General features: G+C 71.0%; 25 protein-coding genes and 3 pseudogenes. 24 read left to right on the plus strand and 4 right to left on the minus strand.

What is annotated here, in order from left to right:
• The first annotated feature begins 17 nt into the window (after positions 1-17).
• The 4 genes and pseudogenes from DNK56_RS28750 (at position 18) to DNK56_RS28765 (ending at position 4,370) form a co-directional block, all read left to right on the plus strand.
• Positions 18-1,253 carry an RNA-guided endonuclease InsQ/TnpB family protein gene (locus tag DNK56_RS28750; RefSeq protein WP_111339655.1) on the plus strand — a complete coding sequence of 412 codons (1,236 nt, stop codon included), beginning with the start codon at positions 18-20 and terminating at the stop codon, positions 1,251-1,253.
• Between the two features lie 88 nt (positions 1,254-1,341).
• A complete protein-coding gene (locus tag DNK56_RS28755) occupies positions 1,342-2,997 on the plus strand; it encodes an IS1182 family transposase (RefSeq protein WP_111335593.1) in 1,656 nt (551 codons plus the stop codon).
• Between the two features lie 49 nt (positions 2,998-3,046).
• A pseudogene (locus DNK56_RS28760) lies at positions 3,047-3,751 on the plus strand (cellulose binding domain-containing protein); the annotation flags it as partial.
• Positions 3,752-3,845: 94 nt separating this feature from the next.
• Entirely contained in the window at positions 3,846-4,370 is a 525-nt protein-coding gene (locus tag DNK56_RS28765; protein ID WP_111338690.1) for a hypothetical protein, read from the plus strand.
• 58 nt (positions 4,371-4,428) lie between these two features.
• On the opposite strand, the gene DNK56_RS28770 is transcribed toward DNK56_RS28765, so the two are convergent.
• On the minus strand, positions 4,429-5,313 hold the full coding sequence (locus DNK56_RS28770) for an SIS domain-containing protein (protein WP_111338691.1): 885 nt from the start codon (positions 5,311-5,313) through the stop codon (positions 4,429-4,431).
• Positions 5,314-5,498: 185 nt separating this feature from the next.
• Between DNK56_RS28770 and DNK56_RS28775 the strand changes: the two genes are divergently transcribed.
• From DNK56_RS28775 to mmuM, 12 genes are all read left to right on the plus strand, one after another.
• Positions 5,499-6,290 (plus strand): DeoR/GlpR family DNA-binding transcription regulator, encoded by a 792-nt coding sequence (locus tag DNK56_RS28775; RefSeq protein WP_111338692.1) that lies wholly within the window; start codon positions 5,499-5,501, stop codon positions 6,288-6,290.
• Positions 6,291-6,598: 308 nt separating this feature from the next.
• Positions 6,599-7,597 carry an MBL fold metallo-hydrolase gene (locus DNK56_RS28780; RefSeq protein WP_111338693.1) on the plus strand — a complete coding sequence of 333 codons (999 nt, stop codon included), beginning with the start codon at positions 6,599-6,601 and terminating at the stop codon, positions 7,595-7,597.
• Between the two features lie 62 nt (positions 7,598-7,659).
• Entirely contained in the window at positions 7,660-9,018 is a 1,359-nt protein-coding gene (locus DNK56_RS28785; protein WP_111338694.1) for an ATP-binding protein, read from the plus strand.
• Complete coding sequence (locus DNK56_RS28790) at positions 9,015-9,440, plus strand: roadblock/LC7 domain-containing protein (protein WP_111338695.1); 426 nt, start codon at positions 9,015-9,017, stop codon at positions 9,438-9,440. Before DNK56_RS28785 ends, DNK56_RS28790 begins: the two co-directional genes overlap by 4 nt.
• A complete protein-coding gene (locus DNK56_RS28795) occupies positions 9,437-9,790 on the plus strand; it encodes a DUF742 domain-containing protein (protein ID WP_111338696.1) in 354 nt (117 codons plus the stop codon). The genes DNK56_RS28790 and DNK56_RS28795 overlap by 4 nt, the downstream gene beginning before the upstream one ends.
• Positions 9,768-10,382: a GTP-binding protein gene (locus DNK56_RS28800; RefSeq protein ID WP_111338697.1), complete on the plus strand. Its 615-nt coding sequence runs from the start codon at positions 9,768-9,770 to the stop codon at positions 10,380-10,382. The genes DNK56_RS28795 and DNK56_RS28800 overlap by 23 nt, the downstream gene beginning before the upstream one ends.
• The gene (locus DNK56_RS28805) at positions 10,379-11,656 is read left to right on the plus strand and encodes a cytochrome P450 (RefSeq protein WP_111338698.1); all 1,278 of its coding nucleotides are present in this window, start codon (positions 10,379-10,381) and stop codon (positions 11,654-11,656) included. The genes DNK56_RS28800 and DNK56_RS28805 overlap by 4 nt, the downstream gene beginning before the upstream one ends.
• 83 nt (positions 11,657-11,739) lie before the next feature.
• Positions 11,740-12,159, plus strand: a complete 420-nt coding sequence (locus tag DNK56_RS28810; protein WP_199563589.1) for a cell division protein SepF — start codon at positions 11,740-11,742, stop codon at positions 12,157-12,159.
• A gap of 6 nt (positions 12,160-12,165) precedes the next feature.
• Positions 12,166-12,537, plus strand: a complete 372-nt coding sequence (locus DNK56_RS28815; RefSeq protein WP_111338700.1) for a nucleotide pyrophosphohydrolase — start codon at positions 12,166-12,168, stop codon at positions 12,535-12,537.
• A 124-nt stretch (positions 12,538-12,661) separates the two neighbouring features.
• Positions 12,662-13,189, plus strand: a complete 528-nt coding sequence (locus DNK56_RS28820) for a DUF6099 family protein (RefSeq protein ID WP_111338701.1) — start codon at positions 12,662-12,664, stop codon at positions 13,187-13,189.
• A gap of 31 nt (positions 13,190-13,220) precedes the next feature.
• Positions 13,221-14,144 carry an LLM class F420-dependent oxidoreductase gene (locus DNK56_RS28825; RefSeq protein ID WP_111338702.1) on the plus strand — a complete coding sequence of 308 codons (924 nt, stop codon included), beginning with the start codon at positions 13,221-13,223 and terminating at the stop codon, positions 14,142-14,144.
• Positions 14,145-14,154: 10 nt separating this feature from the next.
• Positions 14,155-15,096: a homocysteine S-methyltransferase gene (gene mmuM, locus DNK56_RS28830; RefSeq protein ID WP_111338703.1), complete on the plus strand. Its 942-nt coding sequence runs from the start codon at positions 14,155-14,157 to the stop codon at positions 15,094-15,096.
• A 542-nt stretch (positions 15,097-15,638) separates the two neighbouring features.
• Here mmuM and DNK56_RS28835 read toward each other — a convergent pair.
• Positions 15,639-16,805, minus strand: a complete 1,167-nt coding sequence (locus DNK56_RS28835) for an IS630 family transposase (RefSeq protein WP_241989748.1) — start codon at positions 16,803-16,805, stop codon at positions 15,639-15,641.
• Between the two features lie 87 nt (positions 16,806-16,892).
• On the opposite strand from DNK56_RS28835, the gene DNK56_RS28840 reads away from it, so the two are divergent.
• Positions 16,893-17,222 (plus strand): hypothetical protein, encoded by a 330-nt coding sequence (locus tag DNK56_RS28840; protein WP_111338704.1) that lies wholly within the window; start codon positions 16,893-16,895, stop codon positions 17,220-17,222.
• A 214-nt stretch (positions 17,223-17,436) separates the two neighbouring features.
• Here the strand turns inward: DNK56_RS28840 and DNK56_RS28845 are convergent, their stop codons facing one another.
• Together DNK56_RS28845 and DNK56_RS28850 are read right to left on the minus strand one after the other, a co-directional pair.
• Complete coding sequence (locus tag DNK56_RS28845) at positions 17,437-17,667, minus strand: hypothetical protein (RefSeq protein WP_241990114.1); 231 nt, start codon at positions 17,665-17,667, stop codon at positions 17,437-17,439.
• Positions 17,664-17,867, minus strand: a complete 204-nt coding sequence (locus DNK56_RS28850; protein ID WP_111338705.1) for a hypothetical protein — start codon at positions 17,865-17,867, stop codon at positions 17,664-17,666. The genes DNK56_RS28845 and DNK56_RS28850 overlap by 4 nt, the downstream gene beginning before the upstream one ends.
• Before the next feature lie 173 nt (positions 17,868-18,040).
• On the opposite strand from DNK56_RS28850, the gene DNK56_RS28855 reads away from it, so the two are divergent.
• From DNK56_RS28855 to argF, 7 genes and pseudogenes are all read left to right on the plus strand, one after another.
• Complete coding sequence (locus tag DNK56_RS28855) at positions 18,041-18,775, plus strand: DUF6879 family protein (RefSeq protein WP_111338706.1); 735 nt, start codon at positions 18,041-18,043, stop codon at positions 18,773-18,775.
• A 10-nt stretch (positions 18,776-18,785) separates the two neighbouring features.
• A complete protein-coding gene (locus DNK56_RS28860) occupies positions 18,786-19,637 on the plus strand; it encodes a helix-turn-helix domain-containing protein (RefSeq protein WP_111338707.1) in 852 nt (283 codons plus the stop codon).
• A gap of 92 nt (positions 19,638-19,729) precedes the next feature.
• Complete coding sequence (locus tag DNK56_RS28865) at positions 19,730-19,933, plus strand: hypothetical protein (protein ID WP_111338708.1); 204 nt, start codon at positions 19,730-19,732, stop codon at positions 19,931-19,933.
• Between the two features lie 140 nt (positions 19,934-20,073).
• Positions 20,074-21,840: pseudogene (locus DNK56_RS36275) on the plus strand (recombinase family protein); the annotation flags it as partial.
• 135 nt (positions 21,841-21,975) lie between these two features.
• Positions 21,976-23,811, plus strand: a pseudogene (locus DNK56_RS36280) (polynucleotide kinase-phosphatase); the annotation flags it as partial.
• A gap of 79 nt (positions 23,812-23,890) precedes the next feature.
• Positions 23,891-25,123, plus strand: coding sequence for an arginine deiminase (locus DNK56_RS28875; protein WP_111338710.1), 1,233 nt, complete (start codon positions 23,891-23,893; stop codon positions 25,121-25,123).
• A gap of 111 nt (positions 25,124-25,234) precedes the next feature.
• The gene (gene argF, locus DNK56_RS28880) at positions 25,235-26,239 is read left to right on the plus strand and encodes an ornithine carbamoyltransferase (RefSeq protein WP_111338711.1); all 1,005 of its coding nucleotides are present in this window, start codon (positions 25,235-25,237) and stop codon (positions 26,237-26,239) included.
• Positions 26,240-26,261 lie beyond the last annotated feature (22 nt).

Here is a 26,261-nt window from a genome sequence, read left to right on the forward strand (position 1 = left end):
AGGGTATAGTGATCAACATGCAGCTCCGGTACTCGTTCCGCGTGTACCCGGGCGCCGGTCAGCGCATGGCGTTGGCACGGGCGTTCGGGTGTGCTCGGGTTGTCTTCAACGACGCGCTTCGCGTCCGCGAGACCGCCCGCGCCGCCGGGCTGCCGTTCGTTCCCTCCGGGGAGCTGTCCAAGCAGCTCACCGCCTCGAAGAAGACCTCCGAAAGGGCATGGCTCACCGAGGTCTCCTCGGTCGTGTTGCAGCAGTCCCTCCGGGACCTCGACACCGCCTACAAGAACTTCTTCGACGGCCTCAAGGGTAGGCGCCCCCGCATGGGGGCACCCCGGTTCAGGTCCCGCAAGGACAACCGGCAGTCGATCCGCTTCACCGCGAACGCCGGGTGGAAGATCACACCGGGCGGGAAGCTGCGCCTGCCGAAGATCGGCGACGTGGTCGTGAAGTGGTCACGCTCGCTGCCGTCGGTGCCGTCAACGGTGACCGTGGTCAAGGACGCCGGCGGCCGGTACTTCGCAAGCTTCATCGTGGAGACCGACCCGAACACCGACCTGGACCGGATGCCCGCCACTGACAACGTGGTCGGCATCGACCTGGGGCTGTCGCACTTCGCGATCCTCTCCGACGGCACGAAGGTCGACAGCCCCCGCTTCCTGCGCCGAGCCGAGAAGCGGCTCAAGAAGGCGCAGCGGAACCTCAGCCGCAAGGCCAGGGGATCGAACAACCGGAGCAAGGCCCGCGTCAAGGTCGCCCGCGCCCACGGCCGGGTGGCTGATGCGCGGCGCGAGTTCCACCACCAGCTCTCCACCAGGCTGATCCGCGACAGCCAAGCGGTCGCAGTGGAAGACCTGGCGGTCAAGGGACTCGTGCGCACGCGCCTGGCCAAGTCCGTCCACGACGCCGGATGGTCGGCGTTCACCACGATGCTGGAGTACAAGGCCGCCAAGTACGGCCGCACCCTCATCCGCATCGGCCGTTTCGAGTCCACGTCCCAGGTGTGCTCGCAGTGCGGCGTCAAGGACGGCCCCAAGCCGCTGAACGTCCGTGAGTGGACGTGCGGGGCGTGCGGGGCTGTCCTCGACCGGGACATCAACGCGGCGGTCAACGTCGCCAAGGCCGCCGGACTGGCGGTATCAGCCTGTCGAGCGCGGGTAGGACCGGGAGCAATCCCGGCGCGGCGCGAAGAAGCAGGAACCCACCCGAAGGTGAGCCGAGCATCCGGCAGCCAGGCGGGAATCTCCGTCCTTTAGGACTCCGTTGGGGAATGCAGAAACCGGCGTCGTCGACTCGTTGTGGTTGGCATGATCGTTCTGTTCGTTGGAGCGAGGGGTGGGCTGGGTGTCGTTGGAGTCCCGGGATGACCGTGGGGTGCCGGAGCTGACCGCTCGGGTGGTGCGGGCGGCGTTCCCGAAGGGCACGCTTGCGGTGCGGGTGCGCGAGGCTCTCGGCTCGCTGTTCGAGGACGGGTCCTTCGCGGAGGCGTTCGCGAAGCGGGGGCGTCCGGCGGTCTCGCCCGGCGCGCTGGCGCTGGTCTCGGTCCTGCAGTACGCAGAAGGGCTCACCGACCGGCAGGCCGCTGACCAGGTGCGGGCCCGTATGGACTGGAAGTTCCTCCTCGGCCTGGAACTGGACGACCCCGGGTTCGACTTCTCTGTCCTGAGCGACTTCCGCGTCCGACTGATCGAGCACGGCCTGGAGGAGAAAGCCCTGGACCTGGTCCTGGAGCGGATCTCCGCGCTTGGGCTGCTGCGGTCGGGGGGCCGTCAGCGCACCGACTCCACCCATGTGCTGGCGGCGGTGCGGACACTGAACCGGATGGAGTTCGTCGGCGAGACCCTGCGCGCCGCGCTGGAGGCGCTGGCCGTGGCTGCCCCGGACTGGCTGAGCGGGTTGGTCACCGCCGACTGGGTCAAGCGCTACGGCGCCCGGGTCGACTCCTACCGGTTCCCCAAGGGCGAGAACGTCCGCGCGCAGTGGGCCGAGCAGGTCGGCCGGGACGGCTTCACCGTCCTTGAGGCCGTCCATGCCCCCGGGGCCCCCTCCTGGCTGCGGCAGATCCCGGCCGTCCAGGTCCTGCGCCGGGCCTGGGTCGAGCAGTACCACCGCGACAGCGAGGGGGTGCACTGGCGGGAGGGCAAGGACCTCCCGCCGGCCAGACGTCGGCTCTCCTCGCCCTACGACCCCGACGCCCGCTACGGCGTGAAGCGGGGATCGGGCTGGTGCGGCTACAAGACCCACCTGAGCGAGACCTGCGAACCCGACGCCCCGCACCTGATCACCCATGTCTGCACCACGGACGCCACCGTCGCCGACACCGAGATCACCGAGGCCGTCCACCAGGGCCTGGGACAACGGGAGTTGCTTCCCGACGAACACGACGTGGACGCCGGCTATGTCACCGCCGCGCACATCGTCACCGCCCGGGACCAGTACGGGATCGAGCTGGTGGGGCCGGTCGGCCTGGACACCTGCCACGAGAACCATGACGGCGAGCACTTCACACAGAGCGCGTTCACCATCGACTGGAACGCCAAGACGGCCGTCTGCCCCCAGGGCAAGGTCAGTGCCAGCTGGTCCGATCAGCGCAAGAGCAGCGGCACACCCGTCTCGCGGGTGCACTTCACCGCTCAGGACTGCGCGGCCTGTCCGGTGCGGGACAAGTGCACCAGGGCGTCGAACGGCAAGTGGGGCCGAAGCCTCACCCTGCTGCCCCGCGAGCAGCAGCAGGTTCTCGACCAGCGCCGCCGGGAACAGCGAACCGAGGAGTGGAAGAAGCGGTACGACATCCGGGCCGGTGTCGAGGGCACGATCTCGCAAGCCGTCCGCCGCACCGGCATCCGCCACACCCGCTACACCGGGCAACGCAAGACCCACCTCGGCAACGTCCTCGCAGCCACCGCCATCAACATCATCCGACTCGACGCCTGGCTGAACGGCACCCCCCTCGGCCCAACACGCACCTCCCACCTCGCCGCACTCACCCTGACAGCCTGACCACCAGCCCCGTTTCTGCATTCCCCAACGGAGTCCTTTAGGGCGGAGAGGATGTCAAGGCCTGTGGCACTCCACCGACTCGGGGGCGACGTTCACCCGGCTGAGCGGGGTCGAGCAGGCGGACTCGGTCGGCTTCGGCAAGGCGGCCGCCGGGGCCTCGTACCAGACGGTCTTCGTCACCGCGAAGATAGACGGGGTGCGCGGAGTCTTCCGGTCCACGGACGCCGGCACCAGCTGGACCCGTATCAACGACGACGCCCACCAGTGGGGCTGGATCGGCGCCGCGATCACCGGTGACCCGCGTGTCTTCGGCCGGGTGTACGTGTCCACCAACGGGCGCGGAATCATGTACGGGGAGCCCTCGGACGGCGACGGCGGCGGCACGGACCTGGGGACCGACCCCGGTACGGACCCCGGGACCGATCCGGGTGACGCCGCCTGCTCGGTGACGTACAAGGTCACCAACCAGTGGTCCGGCGGCTTCCAGGCCGATGTGACGCTCACCAACACCGGGACCGCCGAGCTGGACGGCTGGGAGCTGTCCTGGACCTTCCCGGACGGGCAGAAGGTGGGTCAGATCTGGAACGCGAAGGCCACGCAGGACGGGGCGGAGGTGACCGCGGCCAACGTCGACTGGAACGGCCGGGTCGCTCCCGGCGCGTCGGCGGGCTTCGGCTTCACCGGCACGCTGACCGGCGGCAACACGACACCGGACGCCTTCTCGCTGGGCGACGAGGTCTGCGCCACCGGCTGACCCGCGATCCGGGCGGCACGGCACGGGGGCGGACCGGACCGCCGGCCCGCCCCCTTACTGGCCCCGTACAGGTTCGTCGGCCATACTGCCCGCCGTGGAGCAGCGCATAGATCCGAAGACCCAGCCCGCGTACGCCGCAGGGACCGACCCGGCGTACATCCCCGGTCTCACGGCCCCCGGCCCCGCCGCGACGGTGGCCGAGGAGCCGGAGGACACCGGGGAGCCCGCACCCGCCGACGCCGACGCCGTCGCGGACGCGCCGGCCGACCAGGCGCAGCCCGCGGCGGCCGACGAGGACCATGAGCAGGAGGAGAGCGAAGAGAGCGACGAAGAGGCCGCGGACGGGCCCTCGTTCGAGGTGAGCGACCGGCGCGGCTCGATCGCGGCCGACCGCAAGGGCGTCCGGTTCACGCTGGACGACCAGCGGGCCGAGTTCGGCTGGGACGAGATCGGCGCGGTCGAGGTCAAGCCGGCCCGCTTCGGCCGCCGGTTCACCGTCACCGTCCATCTGTCCACCCGGCGCTGGTTCAACGGCGAGGTGGAGGCGGCGTCCCGCGGCAGCCTCAAGGAGTGGGGCACGGAACTCGACGCCGTCCTGGACGCCTACTTCGAGGACTGAGCCGAGCCCGGCAGGTCCGGGGCATCGCGGCGCCCCGGCCCGCCGGGCCCGTGTCCGGTCAGGACTCCGCCAGGACCACCGAGCGGGTCAGATGGCGCGGGCTGTCCGGGTCCAGGCCGCGCGCCGCCGCGCGCGCGACGGCCAGCCGCTGGACGCGGACCAGGTCCGCCAGCGGGTCCAGGCCGCTCTCCACCCAGCGGGCGCCGGTCGCCAGCAGCTGCTCGCGCAGGCCCTCGGGGGCGGGGCCGAACATCCAGGTCGCGGTGGAGCCGTCCGCGATGCTGATGGGGCCGTGGCGGTACTCCATCGCGGCGTACGCCTCGGTCCAGGAGAGCGACGCCTCCTTCATCTTGAGCGCCGCCTCGTTGGCGAGACCGGCCGTCCAGCCGCTGCCCAGGAACGTGAACTGGTCGCGGTCCACCAGCCCCTCGGGCAGCGGCTCCGCCAGCGCCGTCTCCGCGTCGCGGACCACGGCGTCGGTGTGCAGCCCGAGGTGGGCGCGCAGCAGCGTCAGCAGCGTGGTGGCGAACCGGGTCTGCACGACGGACCGTTCGTCCGCGAAATCGAGGACCACGACCGCGTCGGCGGTCGTCATCACCGGGGTGTCCGGGTCGGCGGTGATCGCCACCGTGGGCGTCGTGCCGCGCAGCCGGGCCAGGAGCTCCAGCACCTCCGTCGTGGTCCCGGAACGGGTGAGCGCGACGACCCGGTCGTAGCGGCGGCGGGCGGGGAACTCGGACGCGGCGAAGGCGTCGGTCTCGCCCTGCCCGGACTCCTCGCGCAGCGAGGCGTACGCCTGGGCCATGTAGTACGAGGTGCCGCAGCCGACCACGGCGACGCGCTCGCCGGCGGCGGGCAGCACGGCCGCGTGACTCCCCGCCAGCTCCGCTGCGCGGCGCCAGCACTCCGGCTGACTGGCGATCTCGATCTCGACGAATGACACTTCTACGCTCCGTACTGGTGAGGGAATGCTCGATTATGCACGTTACTCGCGCCGAACGAGCATTATCAAGCATTCGGGTCGGCGGACGACCGCACCGGTGCGAGCGCTGTGCGACGCTTGCGGCTGTCCGGTGAGCGCGCCCGAGAGGAATCGGCGACCCCGCCCCGGGCGTGAGGAGAACTGCCATGTCCAGGGACGCCCGGTGGAGCGCACTGCTGGAACTCGTGGGCCGGCACGGCCGGGTGGACGTCGAGGACGCGGCGAAGGCGCTGGACGTCTCGGCCGCCACCATCCGGCGGGACCTGGACCAGCTCGCCGAGCAGCAGCTCCTCACCCGTACACGGGGCGGCGCGGTCGCCCACGGCGTCAGCTACGAACTGGCGCTCCGGCACAAGGCGGGGCGCAACGCCCCCGAGAAGCAGGCGATCGGCCGTGCCGTCGCCGACCTGGTCGCGGCCGGTGAGGTCGTCGGCCTCACCGGCGGCACCACCGTCACCGAGGTGGCCCGCTCGCTCGCCGTCCGCCCCGACCTGGCGGACGACGGCCGGGCGGGGCAGCCGGCGCTCACCGTGGTGACCAACGCGCTCAACATCGCCAACGAGCTGGCGATCCGGCCGCAGTTCAAGCTGGTGGTCACCGGCGGGGTCGCCCGGCCCCAGTCGTACGAGCTGACCGGCCCGCTGGCCGCCGGGGTGCTGGGCGAGATCACGCTGGACGTGGCCGTGCTCGGCGTCAACGCGATCGACACCGGTCGCGGCGCGTACGTGCACCACGAGGGCGAGGCCGGCGTGAACCGGCTGCTCGCCCGGCAGGCGCAGCGCGTGGTGGTCGCCGCCGACTCCTCGAAGATCGGCAGGCGCGCCTTCGCCCGCGTCTGCGACCTCTCGCTGGTGGACTTCCTCGTCACGGACCGGGGTATCGACCCCGAGGCGTCCGCCCGTCTCGCGGAGGCCGGAGTCACGGTCGTCGCCGTCTGAGCCGCCCGGCCTCGCCGGGGTGTCCGAAACGTGAGTTCACAGGGTCTGTTTTCGGCCATGCTCAGTGGGTAATCGGCGCCTTCCGGTTTGACGGCGCCCCGTCGCGCATCGATGGCGGGCGCGGACCGCCATGCGCTGTTTCCACCGCTTCACCCCGGAAGATTCCGTACGGTGACGGGTCGGCGTGCTCTCGTACGGTGACGGCCCGCTCGCCGGTGCGACGCACCAAGGTAACTTTTCAGCCAACGGCGTGCCTTTATGGCCGGGTTCGAACGCGCGACCGGAAAGTGGTCGGCATAATCGCGTCCATGTCGATCACGGGTGGGGATGTCGTTGACCTTGGCAGGGGCCTGTACGCCTGGCTCCCGCCGAAGCGTGGCTGGGGGCTGGCCAACTGCGGCCTGCTCGTCTCGCCCCGCGGCGCGCTGTGGATCGACACCCCGTACGACCCGGCGCTCGCCGGGCAGTTCCTCGCCGAGTCCGGCAAGCGGCTGCCCGAGGGCGTCTCCATCGACCGGGTCATCGTCACGCATGCCAACGGCGACCACTTCTGGGGCGCTGGTGTGCTCCCGGACGCCGAGATCATCGTGACGCGCGAGGCCAGGGAGCACATCCACTACGAGCCCACGCCGCAGCAGCAGCACGCCCTGGTCAGCGGCGGCGACCCGGCCACCCCGCTCGGGTCCTACCTCGCACGGCACTTCGGCCCGTTCGACTGGTCGCAGACCGAACCGGTCCGGCCGACCACGTACTTCACCGGCGAGCTCGAACTGACCCTGGGCGACTACCCCGTACAGATCACCTCGCTCGCCCCCGCGCACACCACCGGCGACCTGATGGTCCATCTGCCGGTCCAGTCCACCGTGTTCAGCGGCGACATCATCTTCTCCTCGTCCCCGGAGCAGCCCGGCGACCACCCGTGCCACTGGGAGGGCCCGCTGAGCAACGTCATCGCGGCCTGCGAACAGGTCCTGGCCACCGGCGCCGAGACCGTCGTCCCCGGCCACGGACCCGTGATCGACCGGGCCGGCGTCCGCGAGCACATCGCCTACCTCGAATACGTGCAGGAGCGCGCCCACACCTTCCACGCCGCGGGCGTGCCCGCCATCGACGCGGCCCGCCGGGTCATCGCCGAGGGCCGCCACCCCGCACTCGGCCTGCCCGAACGGCTCGTGGTGACCATCGGCAGCGAGTACCGGCAGCTCGACGGTTCGCAGCGGCCCAGCGTGGTCCAGGTGATCACCGACGTCGCGACGGTCGCACAGGAAGTGGAGCAGGCCAGTGAGACGGCAGGCAGAGCGGGCTGACCGCGCGGTCCCGCGCCGCGCGCGCCGGCGGACCGCCCCGACGAGAGAGACGCGGTAACGGCATGGCATGGATCGTCACGGTGATCGCCTTCGTCGTCGCGGGGGTGGCCTACTCGCGCGCCTACCGGGCCGGCCTCGCCGAGCAGCAGGCCGTCACCCGCGCCGAACTCGCCGACCGCCAGGCCAAGGCCGCCGAGGCCCGCACCGCCGCCCTCCTGGACGAGATCCGGCAGCTCGCGCGCAAGCGCATACCCGCCGCCGCCCTCGCCCTCTCGCACCCCAGCGCCACGGTCCCCGGACTGCGCGAGGCGGCCGAGGTGGACGGCGGCGCCGCCCTCCTGCTCACCGAGGCCGTCCAGGCCGCCCGGACCGCGGTCCTGGAGGAGCGCGGACGCGTGGACGCGGCGGCCCGCGCCGCGATGCGCGGCACCTCCGCCAAGATCCAGTCCCTGCTCAACCAGTCCCAGCAACTGCTCCACGAACTCCAGCACGAGTACGACGACCCGCGCATCCTCCAGCTGGACTTCCGCAACGAACTCGCCCTGCGCCGCACCCAGTCCACCGCGGTGCTCTGCGACGCCTGGCCCGGCCTCGCCCGGCAGAACTCGCCGCTCGTCGAAATCGTCCTCGGCGCCCAGTCGCGCGTCGCCGGCTACGAGCGGATCAAGGTCTCCAACCATCTGCGCGACGAACGCCTCGCGCTCGCCGCACGGGCCGCCGAACCCCTCGCCATCGCCCTCGCCGAACTGCTCGCCAACGCCACCGCGTACTCCCACCCCGACACGGATGTGCAGGTCACCATCCAGCAGAGCGGCGGCCGGGGCGCGTTCCTGGTGGTGGACGACGCCGGCATCGGCATGGACGAGGACGCGCTGGAGCGGGCCCGCGCCCTGCTCGCCGGCCCCGCCGAGGTGCTGCTGACCGAGCTGGGCGACCCGCCGCAGACCGGCTTCGCGGTCGTCGGCCGGCTCGTCGTCCAGTACGGCTTCGACTGCCACATCGAGGCGTCCCCGTTCGGCGGCATGCGCACGATGCTGCGCGTCCCCGCCCATCTGCTGACCGTGCTGGACGAGGACCGCGACCTCTCCGCCCTCGCCCCCGCGCCCGTGTCCGCCGCAGCGGACCGGCCCGCCCCCGCCGCCGCGCCCGGAACGGAATCCGGGTCCGACGGCGCCGAGGACCCCACCGGACTGCCCAGCCGGCGGCGCCGCGCACCGCGCCGCACCCCCGCCGCCCCGGCCGGGGGACGGGCCGCCGAACCGGCCACCGGACAGATGCCCCGTACACCGGAAGCGGCCGGGGCTTCCTGGGCGGCCCTCCAGCAGGGCACCCTCAACGGCAGGAGCGTCACCGGGCGGCCCGCCGCCCCGGACACCGGCGCCCGTGACCACCAGGACGACCAAGGAGACGACGAGAAGTGAGCGCCCCCAGCCCCACATCAGGCGACCTCGCATGGGTGCTGACCCCGCTGCTGGAGCTGCCCGGAGTCCAGCACGCCGTGGTCGCCACCGGTGACGGACTCGTCGAAGGCGCCTCACCCGGCCTCGACCGGGCCTCCGGCGAACGGGTCGCCGCGATGACGGCCACCCTGCACGCCGCCGCCCGCGCCTTCACGACCGCGTTCACCGACGTCGAGGCCCCGCAACTGGCCCAGACCGTCGTCGAATCGGACCTCGGCTTCGCCATCGTCGTACCGGCCGGACGCAACACCACGCTCGCGCTCTTCGCGGAGCCCGGCGCCAAGCTCGGCGACATCGCCTACCAGATGCAGGTCCAGGTCACCGCGCTCACCCGGGCGATGCACGCGCCCAACCGCCAATCGGACACCGCCGCGCGGCCATGACCCCCGGCCCAGCACGCCGACTGATTCCCGCCTATCTGGTCACCGGCGGCCGGTCCCGCCCCGCCGGCCCCGCGCTCGACCGGCTCGCCGTACTCGTACGCACCGACGCGCCCGTGCCCGACGACGCCGGAACCCAGGCCCGCAGACTGTGCGAGCTGCTGGAACCGGGCGCACTCACCGTCGTCGAGTGCGCGGCCCACCTGGACCTGCCGGTCAGCGCCACCGTCTTCCTGGCCACGGACCTCGCGGCCACCGGACTTCTGCTCACCCGACCGCCGATACCCAGTGCCGGGCAGATCGACAGGTCGCTCGTCGAGAGGCTGCTCGATGGACTCCGCTCCCTCCCCTGACCGGACCGGCGTCGGCTATCTGCCGGCCGCCGCCAGGACCCTGATGAAACTCGTCGTCACGGGTCCCTTCGGCGTGGGCAAGACGACCCTGATCCGTACCCTCTCGGAGATCGCCACCCTCCACACCGAGGAGGCGATGACCCAGTCCAGCACCCGCGTGGACTCCACCGCCGGACTGCCGGGGAAGACCACCACCACGGTCGCCATCGACTTCGGCCGCCTCACCGTCCCCGACGACCTCGTCCTCTACATGTTCGGCACGCCCGGCCAGGAGCGCTTCCTGCCGCTGTGGGAGGACATCGCCCGGGGCGCGCTCGGCGCGCTCGTCCTCGTGGACACCCGGCGGCTCGCCGACTCCTTCGCCGTGATGGACATGGTGGAGGAGCAGGGACTGCCGTACGCGGTCGCGGTGAATCGTTTCCCCGACGCGCCCGCCCACAGCGACGAGGTCCTGCGCAAGCACCTCGACCTGGACGACGCCACCCCGCTGGTCCAGTGCGACGCCCGCGAACGCCGGGGCAGCATCGACGCCCTGATCGCACTCGCCGAGCACGTGCTGACCCGCATGCCGCAGCCCGAGGACGCCTCATGACCACGTACGCACCGCCGCCGCAGCCCCTCGCGCTGTTCGGCCCCGCCTTCGCGGCCGACCCGCGGGCCCACTACCGCGCCCTGCGCGAGCACGGCCCGCTCGCACCGGTACGCATCGCCCCCGACATCGACGCGATGCTGGTCACGGACTACCAGGCCGCCATCGACCTGCTGCGCGACACCCACACCTTCAGCAAGGACCCGCGCGCCTGGCAGGCGACCGTCCCGCCGGACTCGCCGGTGCTGCCCGTGCTCGGCCACCGCCCCACAGCCCTGTTCAGCGACGGCGCCGTGCACGCCCGCTACCGGCAGGCCATCAACGACAGCCTGGCGCTGATCGAACCCCACATCCTGCGCGCCGAGGTGGCCCGCGTCGCCCGCCGGCTCATCGGCCGGTTCGCCGCCACCGGCAGCGGCGACCTCATCGCCCAGTACGCCCGCCGCCTCCCCATGCACATCTTCGTCACCTGGTTCGGCGCCGACCCCGAGGACGGCGAGCGCATCGTCGACGGCATCGCCGGAATGATGAACTCCGCCGCCGACGCCGCCGCCGCGTACGCCGACCTCGTGGACGTCGTCACCCGCCTCGTCGCCGACCGGCGCGCCCGGCCGCGCCGCGACCTCACCTCGTACTTCCTCGCCCACCCGGCCGGGCTCGACAACGACGAGACGGTGCGCCAGATCACCCTGGTGATGAGCGCGGGCAACGACCCGATGACCAACCTCATCGGCAACTCCATCCTCCACATGCTCACCGACGAGCGGTACGCGGGCTCCCTGCACGGCGGCGCGATGACCGCCCACGAGGCGATCAACGAGGTGCTGTGGCGCGACCCGCCCATCTCCAACCTGGCCGCCCACTACCCGCGCCACGACACCGAGTTCCACGGCGTACGGCTGCGCGCCGGACAGCTCGTCCTCGTCTCGTACGCCGCCGCCAACGCCCAGTCCGCCCCGCCCGTCTCCGCCGGCGACGGGGTACGGTCCGGGAGCAGCGCCCACCTCGCCTGGTCGGCCGGTCCGCACCGCTGCCCCGCCCGGCAGCCGGCCCTGCTCATCGCGATGACGGCCATCGAACAGCTCACCAGCCTGCTGTGCGACGCCGAACTGGCCGTACCGGCCGGCGAACTGCTCTGGCGGCCCGGACCGTTCCACCGCGCGCTGGTGCACCTGCCGATCCGCTTCACCCCGCTGGACACCGTCGCCGCGCCCCACCGCCCCATCGCGGTCACGGACCCGGCGGAGGTGATTCCGGCCGGTTCGATCGACACCTGAGCCGTGTCGCGCGTAGGCCGAACGGGTGAGGGAGGGGACAATCGCCCGATGAACAGTGAGCACTGCCGGCACGACGCCGACCGATGTGCGGACGGGGTGGTCCGGTGAGCAGGTACGACAGGTACGACGTCACGGACGAGCAGTGGGAGGGGCTGGCCCAGGTCGTACCGCTGCGCAGCCGCAACGAGTGGCCGTCGCGGGTGGACCACCGCTCCGTCCGGGACGAGCCGGAGGCCGCCGAGCAGCGGCGCATGGTGGTGCTGCGGGTCCAGGTGTTCGCCGATGCCCGCGAGGTCGCCGAATACCTGGTGGCCCAGGTGCCGGTACTGCTCGACCTGACCGGCGCGGAGAACGATGTCGCCAAGCGCATCCTGGACTTCACCAGCGGTGTCGTCTTCGGCCTCGGCAGCGGGATGCACCGGGTGGACCGCAACGTCTTCCTGCTGTCGCCCGTGGGCATGGAGGTCGAGGGCGTCACGGCGGCCGGGGTGCCGGGGGCGTAGGGCGCGGTGGACGAACTGGATGTACGGACCCTCCAGCGCCGGCTGGCCGACTTCGCGGCCGCCCGCGACTGGGGGCCGTACCACACCCCGAAGAACCTGGCCTCGGCGCTGAGCGTGGAGGCCGCCGAACTCGTCGAGATCTTCCAGTGGCTGACGCCCGAGCAGTCGGCGCGGGTCATGGAGGACCCGGCGACGGCGCCCAGGGTGGCCGACGAGGTCGCGGACGTGCTCGCGTATCTGCTCCAGTTCTGCGAGGTGCTGGGCATCGACGTACTGGCGGCGCTGGCGGCCAAGATCGAACGGAACGAGACCCGCTTTCCCGTTCCGGAACCGGACGAGGAATCAACGGACGGATCACGCCGTCACTCTTCGGAGTGACGAAGTTGTCCACACTCGATTGAGTGTCCACAGATTTCCGAAATCCTCTGGCCTTTTGGTGCCACCTACCTCACTCTGGGTAATGGAATGGTGAGCAGGTTTCCACGTCGAACGGGGGCAGTCGATGGAAGCGGAGCGGCTGGTATCGGTCATCAGGCAGGCGCTGGCACAGAGCCGGGGCACGCCGGACATCATCGCCGAGGCATGGCAGGCCCAGGCGCTGGCCCAGGCGGTCGGCAGCCGGCTGGCGGCGAGCGGACCGCAGGACTTACGGGGTGAGGCGCGCGCCCTCAGCGAGATCGGCGGCCGGAGCAGTGGCGCGCTGGACCATCCGGCGGCCCGTGCCGGGGTGGCCCGCGCGGCGCGGCTGACCGGGATCGCCGATCCCCGCGTGGCCCTGACGGGGCTGAGCGCGCTGCTGGGGGAGGTCGGCATGGCCCTGGTCGGGGTGGCGTGCGAGACCGATGAGCAGAGCCTGTACTGGCAGTGCATGGAGGCGATCGACGCCGCCGACGAGTCGACGGACCGGGTCCGGGGCATGCTCCGGCTGCTCGACGCGCGGGAGCGCGGGGAGCCCGGGCGCGGCCGGGAGCGCGACGGCCCGCACGGCGCGCCGCACGACGCGGTGAGCCCGGTGACCGGCATCCAGTGACCGGCGGGGTGCGCGGGTGCAGGATGGGGACATGGATCTTCGCATCTTCACCGAGCCCCAGCAGGGCGCCGACTACGACACCCTTCTCACCGTCGCCAGGGCCACCGAGGACCTCGGCTTCGACGCCTTCTACCGGTCGGACCACTATCTCCGGATGGGTCAGGGCGACGGCCTGCCCGGCCCCACGGACGCGTGGATCACCCTGGCCGGACTGGCCCGCGAGACCAAGCGCATCCGCCTCGGCACGCTGATGACCGCGGGTACGTTCCGGCTCCCCGGCGTCCTCGCCATCCAGGTGGCGCAGGTCGACCGGATGTCCGGCGGGCGCGTCGAGCTGGGCCTGGGCGCGGGCTGGTTCGAGGAGGAGCACAAGGCGTACGGCATCCCCTTCCCGAAGGAGAAGTTCGGCCGTCTGGAGGAGCAGCTCGCGATCGTCACGGGGCTGTGGGCCACCGAGGTCGGCAAGACGTTCAGCTACGACGGCGCGTACTACCAGCTGACGGACTCGCCCGCGCTGCCGAAGCCGGCGCAGGCCAAGGTGCCGGTGCTCATCGGCGGGCACGGCGCGAAGCGCACCCCGCGCCTGGCCGCCCAGTACGCCGACGAGTTCAATATCCCGTTCGCCTCGCTGGAGGACAGCGAGAAGCAGTTCGGCCGGGTCCGGGAGGCGGCCGAGGCGGCGGGCCGCGCGCCCGACGACCTGGTGTACTCCAACGCGCTGGTCGTCTGCGTCGGCCGGGACGACGCGGAGGTCGCGCGCCGGGCCGCCGCGATCGGCCGCGAGGTGCCCGAGCTGAAGGCGAACGGGCTGGCCGGCTCGCCCGCCGAGGTGGTGGACAAGATCGGCCGGTACGCGGAGATCGGGGCGTCCCGCGTCTACCTCCAGGTGCTGGACCTCGACGACCTGGACCATTTGGAGCTGATCGCGTCCCAGGTCCAGTCCCAGCTGGTCTGAGGGGCGAGCGGTGACGGCGCCCGGCTCCGGAGGTCCGTCCCGGCCGCTCGCGGAGGCGCTGGCCGGGGGCGTGGTGCTGCTGGACGGCGGGCTGTCCAACCAGCTGGAGGCGCAGGGCTGCGACCTGTCCGGGGAGCTGTGGTCCGCGCGGCTGCTCGCGGACGGTCCCGAGCAGATCGTGGCCGCCCACACGGCGTATGTGCGGGCGGGTGCCCAGGTGCTCATCTCCGCCGGCTACCAGGCGAGCTTCGAGGGGTTCGCGCGGCGCGGGATCGGGCGGGAGGGGGCGGCCGGCCTCTTCGCCCGCAGCGTGGAGCTGGCCCGGCGGGCGGCCGGCGCGGTGGACCGGGACGTCTGGGTGGCGGCCTCGGTCGGCCCGTACGGGGCGGTGCGGGCGGACGGCTCCGAGTACCGGGGCGGGTACGGGCTCACGGTCCGGGAGCTGGAGCGCTTCCACCGCCCCCGGATCGAGGCGCTGGCCGCCGCCGGGCCGGACGTCCTGGCGCTGGAGACCGTGCCGGACGTGGACGAGGCGCGGGCGCTGCTGCGGGTGGCGGCGGGGTGCGGGCTGCCGGTGTGGCTGTCCTACACCGTGGCCGGCGGCAGGACGCGGGCCGGGCAGCCGCTGGACGAGGCGTTCGCCCTGGTCCGGGGCAACGAGCAGGTGATCGCGGCCGGGGCGAACTGCTGCGACCCGGCCGGGGCGGCGGACGCGGTGCGGGCGGCGGCGGAGGTGGCGGGCAAGCCGGTCGTGGTCTACCCGAACAGCGGCGAGCGCTGGGACGCCCCCGCCGGAGCCTGGTCCGGCCCGGCCACGTTCACCCCCGCCCTGGCCGACACCTGGCGGCGGTCGGGCGCCCGCCTCATCGGCGGCTGCTGCCGGGTGGGCCCGGCGGAGATCGCGGAGATCGCGGTGCTGGTGGCGGCGGGAGGCGGCCGGGAGGCCGGGTGACGCGGTGGTGGGAGGCGGCCGGGGGCGGGATCCACGGCTGCCGCTTCGAGCTCGACACCATGCTCGGCGAGCTGGGGTACGTGGACGGCGCCCAGAAGGCACGGAGGGTCCTCCCGGCGCACAGAAGGCCGCCCCGGGCACCCGGAGCGGTTTCCGCGTCGCGCTCGCCCGGCGGAGTCGATCACGTCCGGAACCTGGTCCAGCAGTCCCTTTACTGCAAAAAGCAGCACGGAAGTCACGCCGGCGATGGCGAGAATGATGATGGCGGTGCCGTCCACCGACCCTTACCTTCCCTGTCATGGGTCGGAATCGGTGGCGTAGGCAACCTCGATCCGTCCCTTTCGGTCGGGACCGAGACACCTACGCTGATGCGGCGCGTAAATGTTCTCGGGTGGGCCGACGCGCGGCCCGGGTTGTGCAGTCGTGCGGTCTTGCCCTACCCACCAACCCGGAGTCATGACTGACATCATCGACACGGCGGCTGCGAAATACACCGTGCCCAGTCACTTAGTGGTCGGCTCCGTAAGTCCTTCGGGGGTTGATCATGGTGCCGGGGCGGCGGAGGATTCTTCGTGTCGGCCGGCGGGGTGCTGGTCGAGTCTGGCCAGCAGATCGTCCAGGTCGGAGGTGGTGAACTTCCACTGGAACGGCTGTGCCGTGGCGTTGTAGCGGTCTTCGAATTCTCGGAGCCGGTCTGTGACCTGGGTGAGGTCGGTGAAGTCGTTGGGCGAGACGACCTTGCGCTGGACGACGGAGAAGTAGATTTCCACTTGGTTCAGCCAGGAGGCGTGCACCGGGGTGTGGACCAGGACCGCGTTCGGGAACGCGTCCGACAGTCGGTCGGCGGCCTTCTTGCCGCGGTGGGAGGAGCCGTTGTCGACGATCCAGAACACGCGTTTCGCGCTGGCGTAGGGCTCGCGGGTCATGACCTGGGTGACCAGGTTCATGAACGGGGTGATGCCGGTGGTCGGCTCGCAGCGGCCGGACACTTTCGCGGAGTGGACGTCGTAGGCGGCCAGGTAGGCCAGGGCGCCGCCGCGCCGGTAGGTGTGGTTCACGCGCATCGCGCGGGCCCGGCCGGGCGGCAGGGTCGGATGACAGCGGCAGCGGGCCTGGATGGAGGTCTTCTCGTCCGCGCTGATGACGTACTCGTCGTCGCCGAGCGGGACGCCCCGCCAGGTACGGGCATACAGGTCCAGTACACGCTCGGCCTTCGGGCGGAAGTCCGGGTCGGTGACGAAGATCCAGGATTGGTACTGCCACGGTTTGATCGCGTCGTCGCCCAGCCAGCGACGGACAGTGGAGGCGGAGATCGAGCTGGCGATGGACCGGGCGACGACTTCGCGGGCAAGCTCCGGGCACGACCAACGCGCCAGCGGCACCCCTGTCTCGGCGGGCAGCCGGCAGGCCAGAGCCTTGACCTGGGCGGCCTGGAGCGCGGTGAACGAGGGGGGCCTGCCCGACCGGTCGAGGTCGCCCAGCCCGGCGAGCCCGTGCTCGGCGAACCGGCCGCGCCAGCGGCGGACCGTGTCCAGATGCAGACCCGTCTCCCGGGCGATGCGCGCGTTGGCGCGTCCGCGCGCCGCGTGCAGCACCACCTGCGCGCGCATCCGCAGCCGGTACTCGGTCTTGTGGCCGTAGGCCATCAGCTTCAGTCGCTCGCGCTCGGCGGCGCGCAGGGTGATCGTGCGGGCGACGGCAACAGGCAATGCAGGCGGGCCAATCCGGAGAAGTGGATCACAACAGGCCGAAGCTTGCCGTATCCGGTCCGTGGCCCCTCGGGCAGGATGGGCGCCATGCCCACGCCCTCGGAACACACCCGCCTCTCGCTGGAAGCCCGCCTCGGCGAGCAGGCCCGCGCCGTCTGGCCCCAGATTGCGCAGTTGCATGTCCGACACCGCGGAGCGTTCGCCTACGTGGAGGCCGAACTGGCCGACGGCGAACGGGTCAAGCTGATGCAACTGCGCTACACCGGCACCGTCAGCAAGAGGTGGGGCTTCGCCCCCTACTACGCCAGTGGCGACCGCTACGAAGACTCCCTGCTGCCCACCGGCAGCCCCACCGGCACCCCCGCGGAGGCGCTCGACTGCGCCTGCGAGCTCCACATCGCTGCAGTCGACATCTGACCCACTACCAGGCACAACGCCGGATCCGAAGTCAACCCCCGAAGGACTTACGGAGCCGACCACTTAGGCTGGTTAGTCCTGCCCTCCCGTTGCCAACCCGGGGCGCACAGGTGCGCGGAGCGAATTGCCCACTGCTGCTGATAGTAGCGCACGACATGCGCAAGCGCCCCGAAGTCAACTCGCCGACTTCGGGGCGCTGTTGCGTACGGCTGAACTACCTGACCAGCTTGATGCGCTCCAGCGGCACGTCCCACTCGATGCCGCCACCCTCCGGACGCATGAACGCCTGTCGGCTGACCACCTTGTTGCCCTCCTTGGTGCGCTCCTCGATCACGCCGATCAGGTGGCCCGTGCGCCCCGAGATGGTGTCCATCATCAACGTGCCAGCCGGGTACGGCAGTTTGCCGTGGCTGAGCATCGTCGGTGGCTTCTCGAAGGTGTTCACTCCTGGCCTCCTTGTTGCAGAGCCACCGCGAGGCGAGCGGCCACGTCGGCGTGCACCCGCCCCAGCTCCACCAGCCGCAGCTGCGGGGAAGCAGCGTCAACGGCAAGGGAGGGGAAGACGATTCCGGCATCGGCCAGCGCTGACCTCAGGGACTCCATCGCCGTGAACGGATCGATGTCCTGCTGTTCTTTGGTCGCCATGAACCGGACGCTAGAAGTTGGTAGTTGTTCGGCGGTACGCCGTTTTCTCGAATTTGCTCCACGCTGCGTCAATCTTGCTGATATTTTCTCCTGGACCCTGCCTGACCCCGTAGAACCGCGTACCGCCCCCGGTTCATGCTGTTGGATCAAGACCCCTGGAAGGGAGAGCGTCCATGGCTCGTCAGCTTCGCTTTACCGGCACAGACAGCAAGGTCGACGGCTGCCCCGCCCTGCACACGGACGAGGGAACCGGCGAGATCATCGTTCAAGGCACGCCCGTCACTGATCCCGCAGACCTCGCGCAGCTCAGGCACTTCGGGCCGGACGATGCAGCGGTGGTCGTGCCGCGCGAACTGCTCGTGAACTGGGGGCCGAAAGAGATGGAGCGGGTGCCCGAGATCGTCGACCGGGCCACCTTCCGCCGCCTATTCGAGACCTTCAAGCACACCGCCTGGCGGCTGGAGACCCGACGCGGCTACGCCTCGGACCGGGAGGACCCTGACTTTCAGGCTTTCCTCGCCACCGGCTCCTCGCCCTGCGACCTCAACGAGCCCTGGTTCGTCAACATCAAGGCCCAGGCCGAGACGGGCAAGCGCGTCGGACGTGTGCGCCTGGCCGACCGCCCGATGACCACCGAACAGCGGTTCTTGCTCGACTACGCCCGGCACAACGCGGCGGTCGGCGAGGACATCCGTTATCTGTGGCGCGAGGACGCCGCCGACCTGCCCGCCGAAGACTTCTGGATCTTCGACTCACGGATCGTCGCCGTCCTGCACTTCGATGACGCCGACAACATCACGGACATCGAGCTGATCACAGAACCGGCCGAAGTCGTTCGGTACGCCATCGTGCGTGACGCGGCAATGCACCACGCTGTGCCGTTCGACCAGTTCGCCGCGACCGAATGACGCGCCACCGGTGAGTACCGATTATCAGCAAGCCAGGGTGGCCTTGGGCTCGCGACTGCGCGAACTGCGGTTCACCTGTCCTGGTGGTCGGCTCACCGGTCAGCAGCTCGCCCAGCGGCTGGGCTGGCAGGGCTCCAAGGTCAGTAAGCTGGAGAATGGCAAGCAGACCGCCAGCCCCGAGGACCTGCGGGCGTGGGCCGACGCTACCGAGCAGCCGGGCGTGTACGCCGAGCTTGCCGCCCGGCTGGCGGGGTTCGAGTCCCACATCCGGTCATGGCGTCGAGCGCTGGCGAACGGCTTCAAGCCGCAGCACGAGGGGTTGAGCGCGGAGATCGACCGCACCTCGGAAATGTGGATCTGGGAGGAGTCGGTGATCCCCGGTCTGTTGCAGACCCCCGAGTACGCGCGCCACGTCATCCAGCGCTATTCCGAGCTGCTGGGCGGAGTCAGCGACGTTGAGGCCGCCGTGCGCTCCCGGGCGCAGCGGCAAGAGTGGCTGTACCGTCCTGGCCGCAAGCTGCACGTCCTGGTGTGGGAAGCCGCGTTGAGGTCTCTGATCTGCCCGCCCTCCGTGCTGGCCGCCCAGCTTGACCGCCTTACCGGGATGCTCGGCATGGACACGGTGGAGCTGGGCGTCATCCCGTTCACGGCCTCTGTCAAGATCGTGCCCGCCAACGGCTTCTGGGTCCTCGATGACCACCTGGTGGTCGCGGAGGACTGGCACGCCGAGATGTGGTTGGACGACGCCGACAACATCGGCTTGTACTCGAAGGTCTGGGCCACCCTGCGCGAGTCGGCCGTGTACGGGGCCGACGCCCACAACGTCATCAATGCCGCTCGCCGTGTGCTGAGCCTGCGTTGACGGGGTGGCTGGGGTGAGTCACAGCACGCCGAGCGAACTCATTATCAACAGGCACAACGTCAGTGACCGCACGGCTTCCCTGAGGAGCCCACATGTACCGCATCGACTGGCGCACCGCGGCCGGCCACGCGGCGATGGCCAAGACCTACGACGCCGACACCGTCCGTCAGCTCGTCAGCAACGCGATCACGATCGAGGCCAACCCCGAGATTCACAACCTGAGGGTCCGCCAGCTCGTTGCCTGTCCGATCATCCTGGATCACATCTGGGCCGACGTGACCGCCGAATTCGTCTGACGCGAATGAGCCCGGTCGAGGTGGCACCCCCGACCGGGCCGAAGTGCTGAGAGAAAGCGAAACCCAGCGTGAACAAGCAAAACACAGCCATCACCACGGGTGTAATCGAGCGGGTGACGTCCGGCGGTCAGCTCCGAGCGGTGGCCTATGCCCGCGTCTCGACCGAGGACCAGACTACGGGCTACGGCGTCCGGTACTCGACCAAGAAGATCCTGCGCCATATCGAGCGCAAGGGCTGGCGGCACGTCGGCACCTTCTGTGACGAGGGCATCAGCGGCAGCTTTGAGGCGCACCAGCGCGAAGACCTCAACAAGCTGATGGAGCTGGCCCGGGAGAAGCCCAAGCCGTTCGATATCGTCGTCGTGAACGAGGGCCGCGCCATCGGGCGGACCGGTCGCGCCTTCTGGCGGTGGGTCTGGGAACTCGAAGACATGGGCATCTACGTCGGCGTTGTCCAGGACGACTACGACAACACCACGGTCGAGGGCCGCAAGAAGATGCGCCGTGACGCCGACTACGCCGAGACCGAGTGGGAGACCATCCGGCAGCGCACCCAAGGCGGGTTGCAGGAGAAGGCCGAGGAGGGTGGTTGGGTCGGCGGTCCGCCTCCGTACGGCTATGGGATCGAGGACCAGGGCAAGAAGGGTCTTTCCCGGCTCATCCAGTGCGCGGCTGAGGTCAAGGTGCTGCGCCGTGCCCATGAGTTGCTGGTCGGGTTCCGGCTGACCATGCGCCAGACCGCCGCGCGTCTGAACGCCGAGGGTCTGTTCACCCGCTCCGGCAAGCCCTGGTCGCATCAGAACCTGCGCGCCCGGCTGATGTCCACCGCAGTCCTCGAAGCGGTCTTCATCTTCCGCAACACCAAGGTGAAGAACGGCCGGGGGCCGAAGCTCGACCGGAACGGCCAGCCGCTCTACGGCGAAACCGTCCGCATCGAGCTTGACCCGGTCTTCACGCCGGGAGAGGTGGCCGACCTGAAGGCCGCCGTGGGCGAACCCTCGGGCAAGTCCAAGGGGCAAGCCGGGGTCTACCCACTGTCGCGTCGGGTGCACGCCCAGTGCGGCAAGCACTACATCGGCGGCAAGCGTCACAAGGGGCCCGGTCGCTGGTATCGCTGCAAGGGCCGACAGGAGGAGTACGCTCACGCGTCGACGTGCGACGATCCGCAGATTCCCGCCAACGAGCTTGAGGCCGCAGTCTGGGCCGAGGTTGTCAGCCTTCTCGGTGACCCTGACCAGCTCCGGGTGATGGCGGCTGAGTGGGTGGGGATGGCCGACACGGACCAGGATGCGCAGCGCGCCCGGGTGGCCGACCTGAATCAGCAGGTGGCCGACCGTGAGAAGGCCATGACCGAGACCCTGACCACGTATGCCCGGCTGAACGTGCCCGCCTCCACGATCAAGGAGGTCGTCACAACGCTGACCGGGGAACTGGAGCAGCTCAAGGAGATGCGCGACGAGGCGCAGCGTTGGATGGACGAGACCCAGGCCGCCGAGCAGCGCGCGAACGACCTCGCAGCGCTGGCCGAGCTGGCGCGCACTCGGCTGGCCGACATGACGCCCGAGGAACAGGGCAGGATCCTCGCGTTGCTGGACGTGCACGTCACGGTCACGGGGCCGATGCCCAAGCGCCAGACCAACAAGGGGTGCACGCTCACCAAGTGGTTCGCCGAGTCGGGGCGGTTGGTGCCACCGCCGCTGACCGACGAGGTGTGGGCCCTGGTAGAGCCAGTCGTAAAGGCGTGGGAGCCGCCGAACCATCGGCTGATCGACGGCCGCGTGGTGGTCGACGGCATCCTGTTCAAGGCGCGCACCGGGTGCGGGTGGTATGGCATCGAGGTCTCGGGCGATGTCCTCTGGAAGACCGTGCACACCCGGTTCAACCGCTGGCTCCGCGCTGGCGTCTGGGACGAGATCATGAAGGCGATCCCGAACGAGGGCACGCTCCCGGCGGGGATGCCTGTGCTGCCGCCGTTCAAGATTGAGGGCCGGATGGACCCGCGCATCCTGCCCATTCGGCACGAGGAGCCGACCCCGGACACTTCCAGGGTGGCGGACGGGAACGCGCTGTGCGTGCCCGGCAACCACGAGAACAAGCTCGGCCGCTACCTCAAGGGCCGCAAGGTCCAGCTCACCCACGGCCTCGCCGAGACCGTCGAGCAGCTGGAGCGGGAGGACGAGAGGGACCCGGCGTTCCGCGGGCGGGTCGCGGAGTTCATCGACGGGCTCGTCAGCCACTACGTGCTGGACGGCGGCCGGCTCGTCGTCTGCCACGCCGGGCTGCCCGAGAAGTACCACGGCCGCACCTCCGGCCGGGTCCGCTCGCACGCGCTGTACGGGGAGACCACCGGCGAGACCGACGAGTTCGGGCTGCCCGTGCGCTACCCGTGGGCGGAGGACTACCGGGGCCGCGCCGCCGTGGTCTACGGCCACACCCCGGTGCCCAACACCTCCTGGATCAACAACACCATCTGCCTGGACACAGGTGCCGTCTTCGGCGGGAAGATGACCGCGCTGCGCTGGCCGGAGCGCGAACTGGTCGACGTACCGGCGGAGCGGGTCTGGTACGAGCCGGTGAAGCCGCTGGAGCCCGAGGCGCCGGGAGGCCGGGAGGGCCGGCCGCTGGACCTCGACGACGTCCGGGGCCACCGCATCGTGGAGACCGGGCAGATGGGCCGCCTCGCCGTCCGCGAGGAGAACGCGGCCGCTGCCCTGGAGGTCATGAGCCGGTTCGCGGTCGACCCCCGGCTGCTGCCGTACCTGCCGCCGACCATGGCGCCCACCGCCACCTCGGGCCAGGAGGGCTACCTGGAGCACCCGGCCGAGGCGTTCGGCGAGTACCGGGCGGCCGGCGTGACCCGGGTGGTGTGCGAGGAGAAGCACATGGGCTCGCGCGCCGTGGCCCTCGTCTGCAAGGACGCCGAAGCGGCCCGCGCACGCTTCGGCACCGGCGGCGTGGAGGGCGCGGCCGGTCCCACCGGAGCGCTCTACACCCGTACCGGCCGCCCCTTCCTGGACGACTCCGCGCTCACCGAGGCCGTCCTCGGACGGCTGCGCGCGGCCGTCACCGGGGCCGGGCTGTGGGAGGAGTGGGGCACCGACTGGGTGCTGCTCGACGCCGAGCTGATGCCCTGGTCCCTCAAGGCCCGCGGCCTGCTGCGCTCGCAGTACGCGGCGGTGGGCGCCGCCTCCGGCGCGGTGTTCCCGGCCGCCACCGGGGCGCTCGCCGCGGCCGCCGCGCGCGGCGTCGACGTGGGCGCGCTCGCCGACCGGCAGCGGGAACGGGCCGCGGACGCCGCCGCGTTCACCGAGGCGTACCGGCGCTACTGCTGGGACACCGAGGGGCTGGACGGCGTGCGCCTGGCACCGTTCCAGGTCCTCGCCGTGCAGGGCCGCTCGCTGGCCGCCGTACCGCACGACCGGCAGCTGGCCTGGCTGGACCGGCTGGTGGAGCACGACCCCACCGGGCTGCTCCAGGTCACCCGGCGGCTCGTCGTGGACACCGGCGACGAGGCGTCGGTGCGCGCGGGCGTCGACTGGTGGCTGGAGATGACCGGCCGGGGCGGCGAGGGCATGGTCGTCAAGCCGCTCGGCGCACTCGTCCGGGACGGCAAGCGGCGGCTGGTGCAGCCCGGTATCAAGGTGCGCGGCAGGGAGTACCTGCGGATCATCTACGGCCCCGAGTACACCCGCCCGGACAACCTGGACCGGCTGCGCGGCCGCTTCCTCGGTCACAAGCGCTCGCTGGCCCTGCGCGAGTACGCCCTCGGGCTGGAGGCCCTGGACCGGCTCGCGGCGGGGGAGCCGCTGTGGCGGGTCCACGAGGCGGTGTTCGCCGTCCTGGCCCTGGAGTCGGAGCCGGTCGACCCCCGGCTCTGAGCGCCGGGGAAGCACACTCCGGGCGAACAGGCGGGCGATTCGCCGGGTGAACGGCGCGCCGCGCGGTGAGGATGAGGGCATGGGATTCCATGTCGACTCCGAGGCCGGGCGGCTGCGCCGCGTCATCCTGCACCGCCCCGATCTGGAACTGAAACGGCTCACGCCGACCAACAAGGACACACTGCTCTTCGACGACGTGCTCTGGGTGCGCCGGGCCCGCCAGGAGCACGACGGCTTCGCGGACGTGCTGCGCGACCGGGGCGTCGAGGTGCATCTCTTCGGCGATCTGCTCCGCGAGGCGCTGGAGATCCCGGTCGCCCGGCGGCTCGTGCTGGACCGGGTCTTCGCCGAGAAGGAGTACGGTCCGCTCGCCACCGAGCATCTGCGGGCCGCCTTCGAGGAGTTGCCCGCGGCCGACCTGTGCGGGGCGCTGGTCGGCGGCATGACCAAGCGGGAGTTCCTGGAGCGCCACCGGGAGCCGGTCTCGGTGCGCTTCCACGTCATGGACCTGGACGACTTCCTGCTCGGGCCGCTGCCCAACCACCTCTTCACGCGCGACACCTCGGCGTGGATCTACGACGGGGTGTCCATCAACGCGATGCGCTGGCCGGCCCGGCAGCGCGAGACGGTCCACTTCGAGGCGATCTACCGTCACCACCCGCTGTTCACCGGGCCGGAGGCGGGCGCCTTCCACCACTGGTCCCAGGGGCAGGACGACTACCCGTCCACCATCGAGGGCGGCGACGTCCTCGTCATCGGCAACGGCGCCGTGCTCATCGGGATGAGCGAGCGCACCACCCCGCAGGCCGTGGAGATGCTGGCCCGCGGCCTGTTCGACGCGGGTTCGGCCCGGACCATCGTGGCGCTCGACATGCCCAAGCGGCGGGCGTTCATGCATCTGGACACCGTGATGACCATGGTCGACGGGGATGCCTTCACCAAGTACGCGGGCCTCGGCATGCTCCGCTCGTACACCATCGAGCCCGGTGACGGGCCGCGCGACCTCAAGGTCACCGATCATCCGCCCGAGCAGATGCACACCGCCATCGCCCACGCGCTCGGGCTGGACTCGATCCGGGTGCTGACCGCCACCCAGGACGTGCACGCGGCGGAGCGGGAGCAGTGGGACGACGGCTGCAATGTGCTGGCCGTCGAGCCCGGCGTCGTCGTCGCCTACGAGCGCAACTCCACCACCAACACGCATCTGCGCCGGGAGGGCATCGAGGTCATAGAGATCCTCGGCAGCGAGCTGGGCCGGGGCCGGGGCGGTCCGCGCTGCATGAGCTGCCCGGTGGTCCGGGACCCCGTGTGACCGGCTGCGGGGCGTCCGTACCGCGAGACGTCTCTGTATAGCGATGCATTGCGTCGTATACAGTTCCAGAGTTACCGTATGCGTCCGCAGCCCGACCCAGGAGCAGTCACCATGGCCATAGAACTCGCAGGCCGCCACTTCCTCAAGGAGCTGGACTTCACGGCCGCGGAGTTCCGCGGTCTGCTCGATCTGGCCGCCGAGCTGAAGGCCGCCAAGCGGGCGGGGACGGAGACGCGGCGGCTGACCGGCCGGAACATCGCGCTGATCTTCGAGAAGACGTCCACCCGCACCCGGTGCGCGTTCGAGGTCGCCGCGGCCGACCAGGGCGCCGCGACCACGTACCTCGACCCCTCCGGGTCGCAGATGGGGCACAAGGAGTCCGTCAAGGACACCGCGCGCGTCCTCGGCCGGATGTTCGACGGGATCGAGTACCGGGGCGACAGCCAGGCGGTCGTGGAGGAGCTGGCCGCGTACGCCGGAGTGCCGGTGTTCAACGGGCTCACCGACGACTGGCACCCCACCCAGATGCTGGCCGACGTGCTGACGATGACCGAGCACAGCGACAAGCCGCTGACGGAGATCGCCTTCGCCTACCTCGGCGACGCCCGCTTCAACATGGGCAACTCCTACCTGATCACCGGCGCCCTGCTCGGCATGGACGTGCGCATCGTCGCGCCCAAGGCGTTCTGGCCCGCCGAGACGGTCGTCGCCGAGGCCCGCGCGCTCGCCGAGGAGTCCGGGGCGCGGGTCACCCTCACGGAGGACGTGGCCGCGGGCGTGCGGGGCGCGGACTTCGTCGCCACCGACGTCTGGGTCTCCATGGGTGAGCCCAAGGAGGTCTGGGACAGCCGCATCGCCGCCCTCGCGCCGTACTCCGTCACCATGGACGTACTGCGGGCCACCGGCAACGCCGGGGTGAAGTTCATGCACTGCCTGCCCGCGTTCCACGACCTCGGCACCGGGGTCGGGCGTGAGATCCACGAGCGGCACGGGCTGAGCGAGCTGGAGGTCAGCGACGAGGTGTTCGAGTCCGCGCACTCCGTCGTCTTCGACGAGGCGGAGAACCGCATGCACACGATCAAGGCCGTCCTGGTGGCGACCATGGCCGGCGCGTGACCCCGGACCTCCGGGGCGCGTT

This window comes from Streptomyces sp. AC1-42W (assembly GCF_003248355.1).
GTDB lineage: Bacteria > Actinomycetota > Actinomycetes > Streptomycetales > Streptomycetaceae > Streptomyces.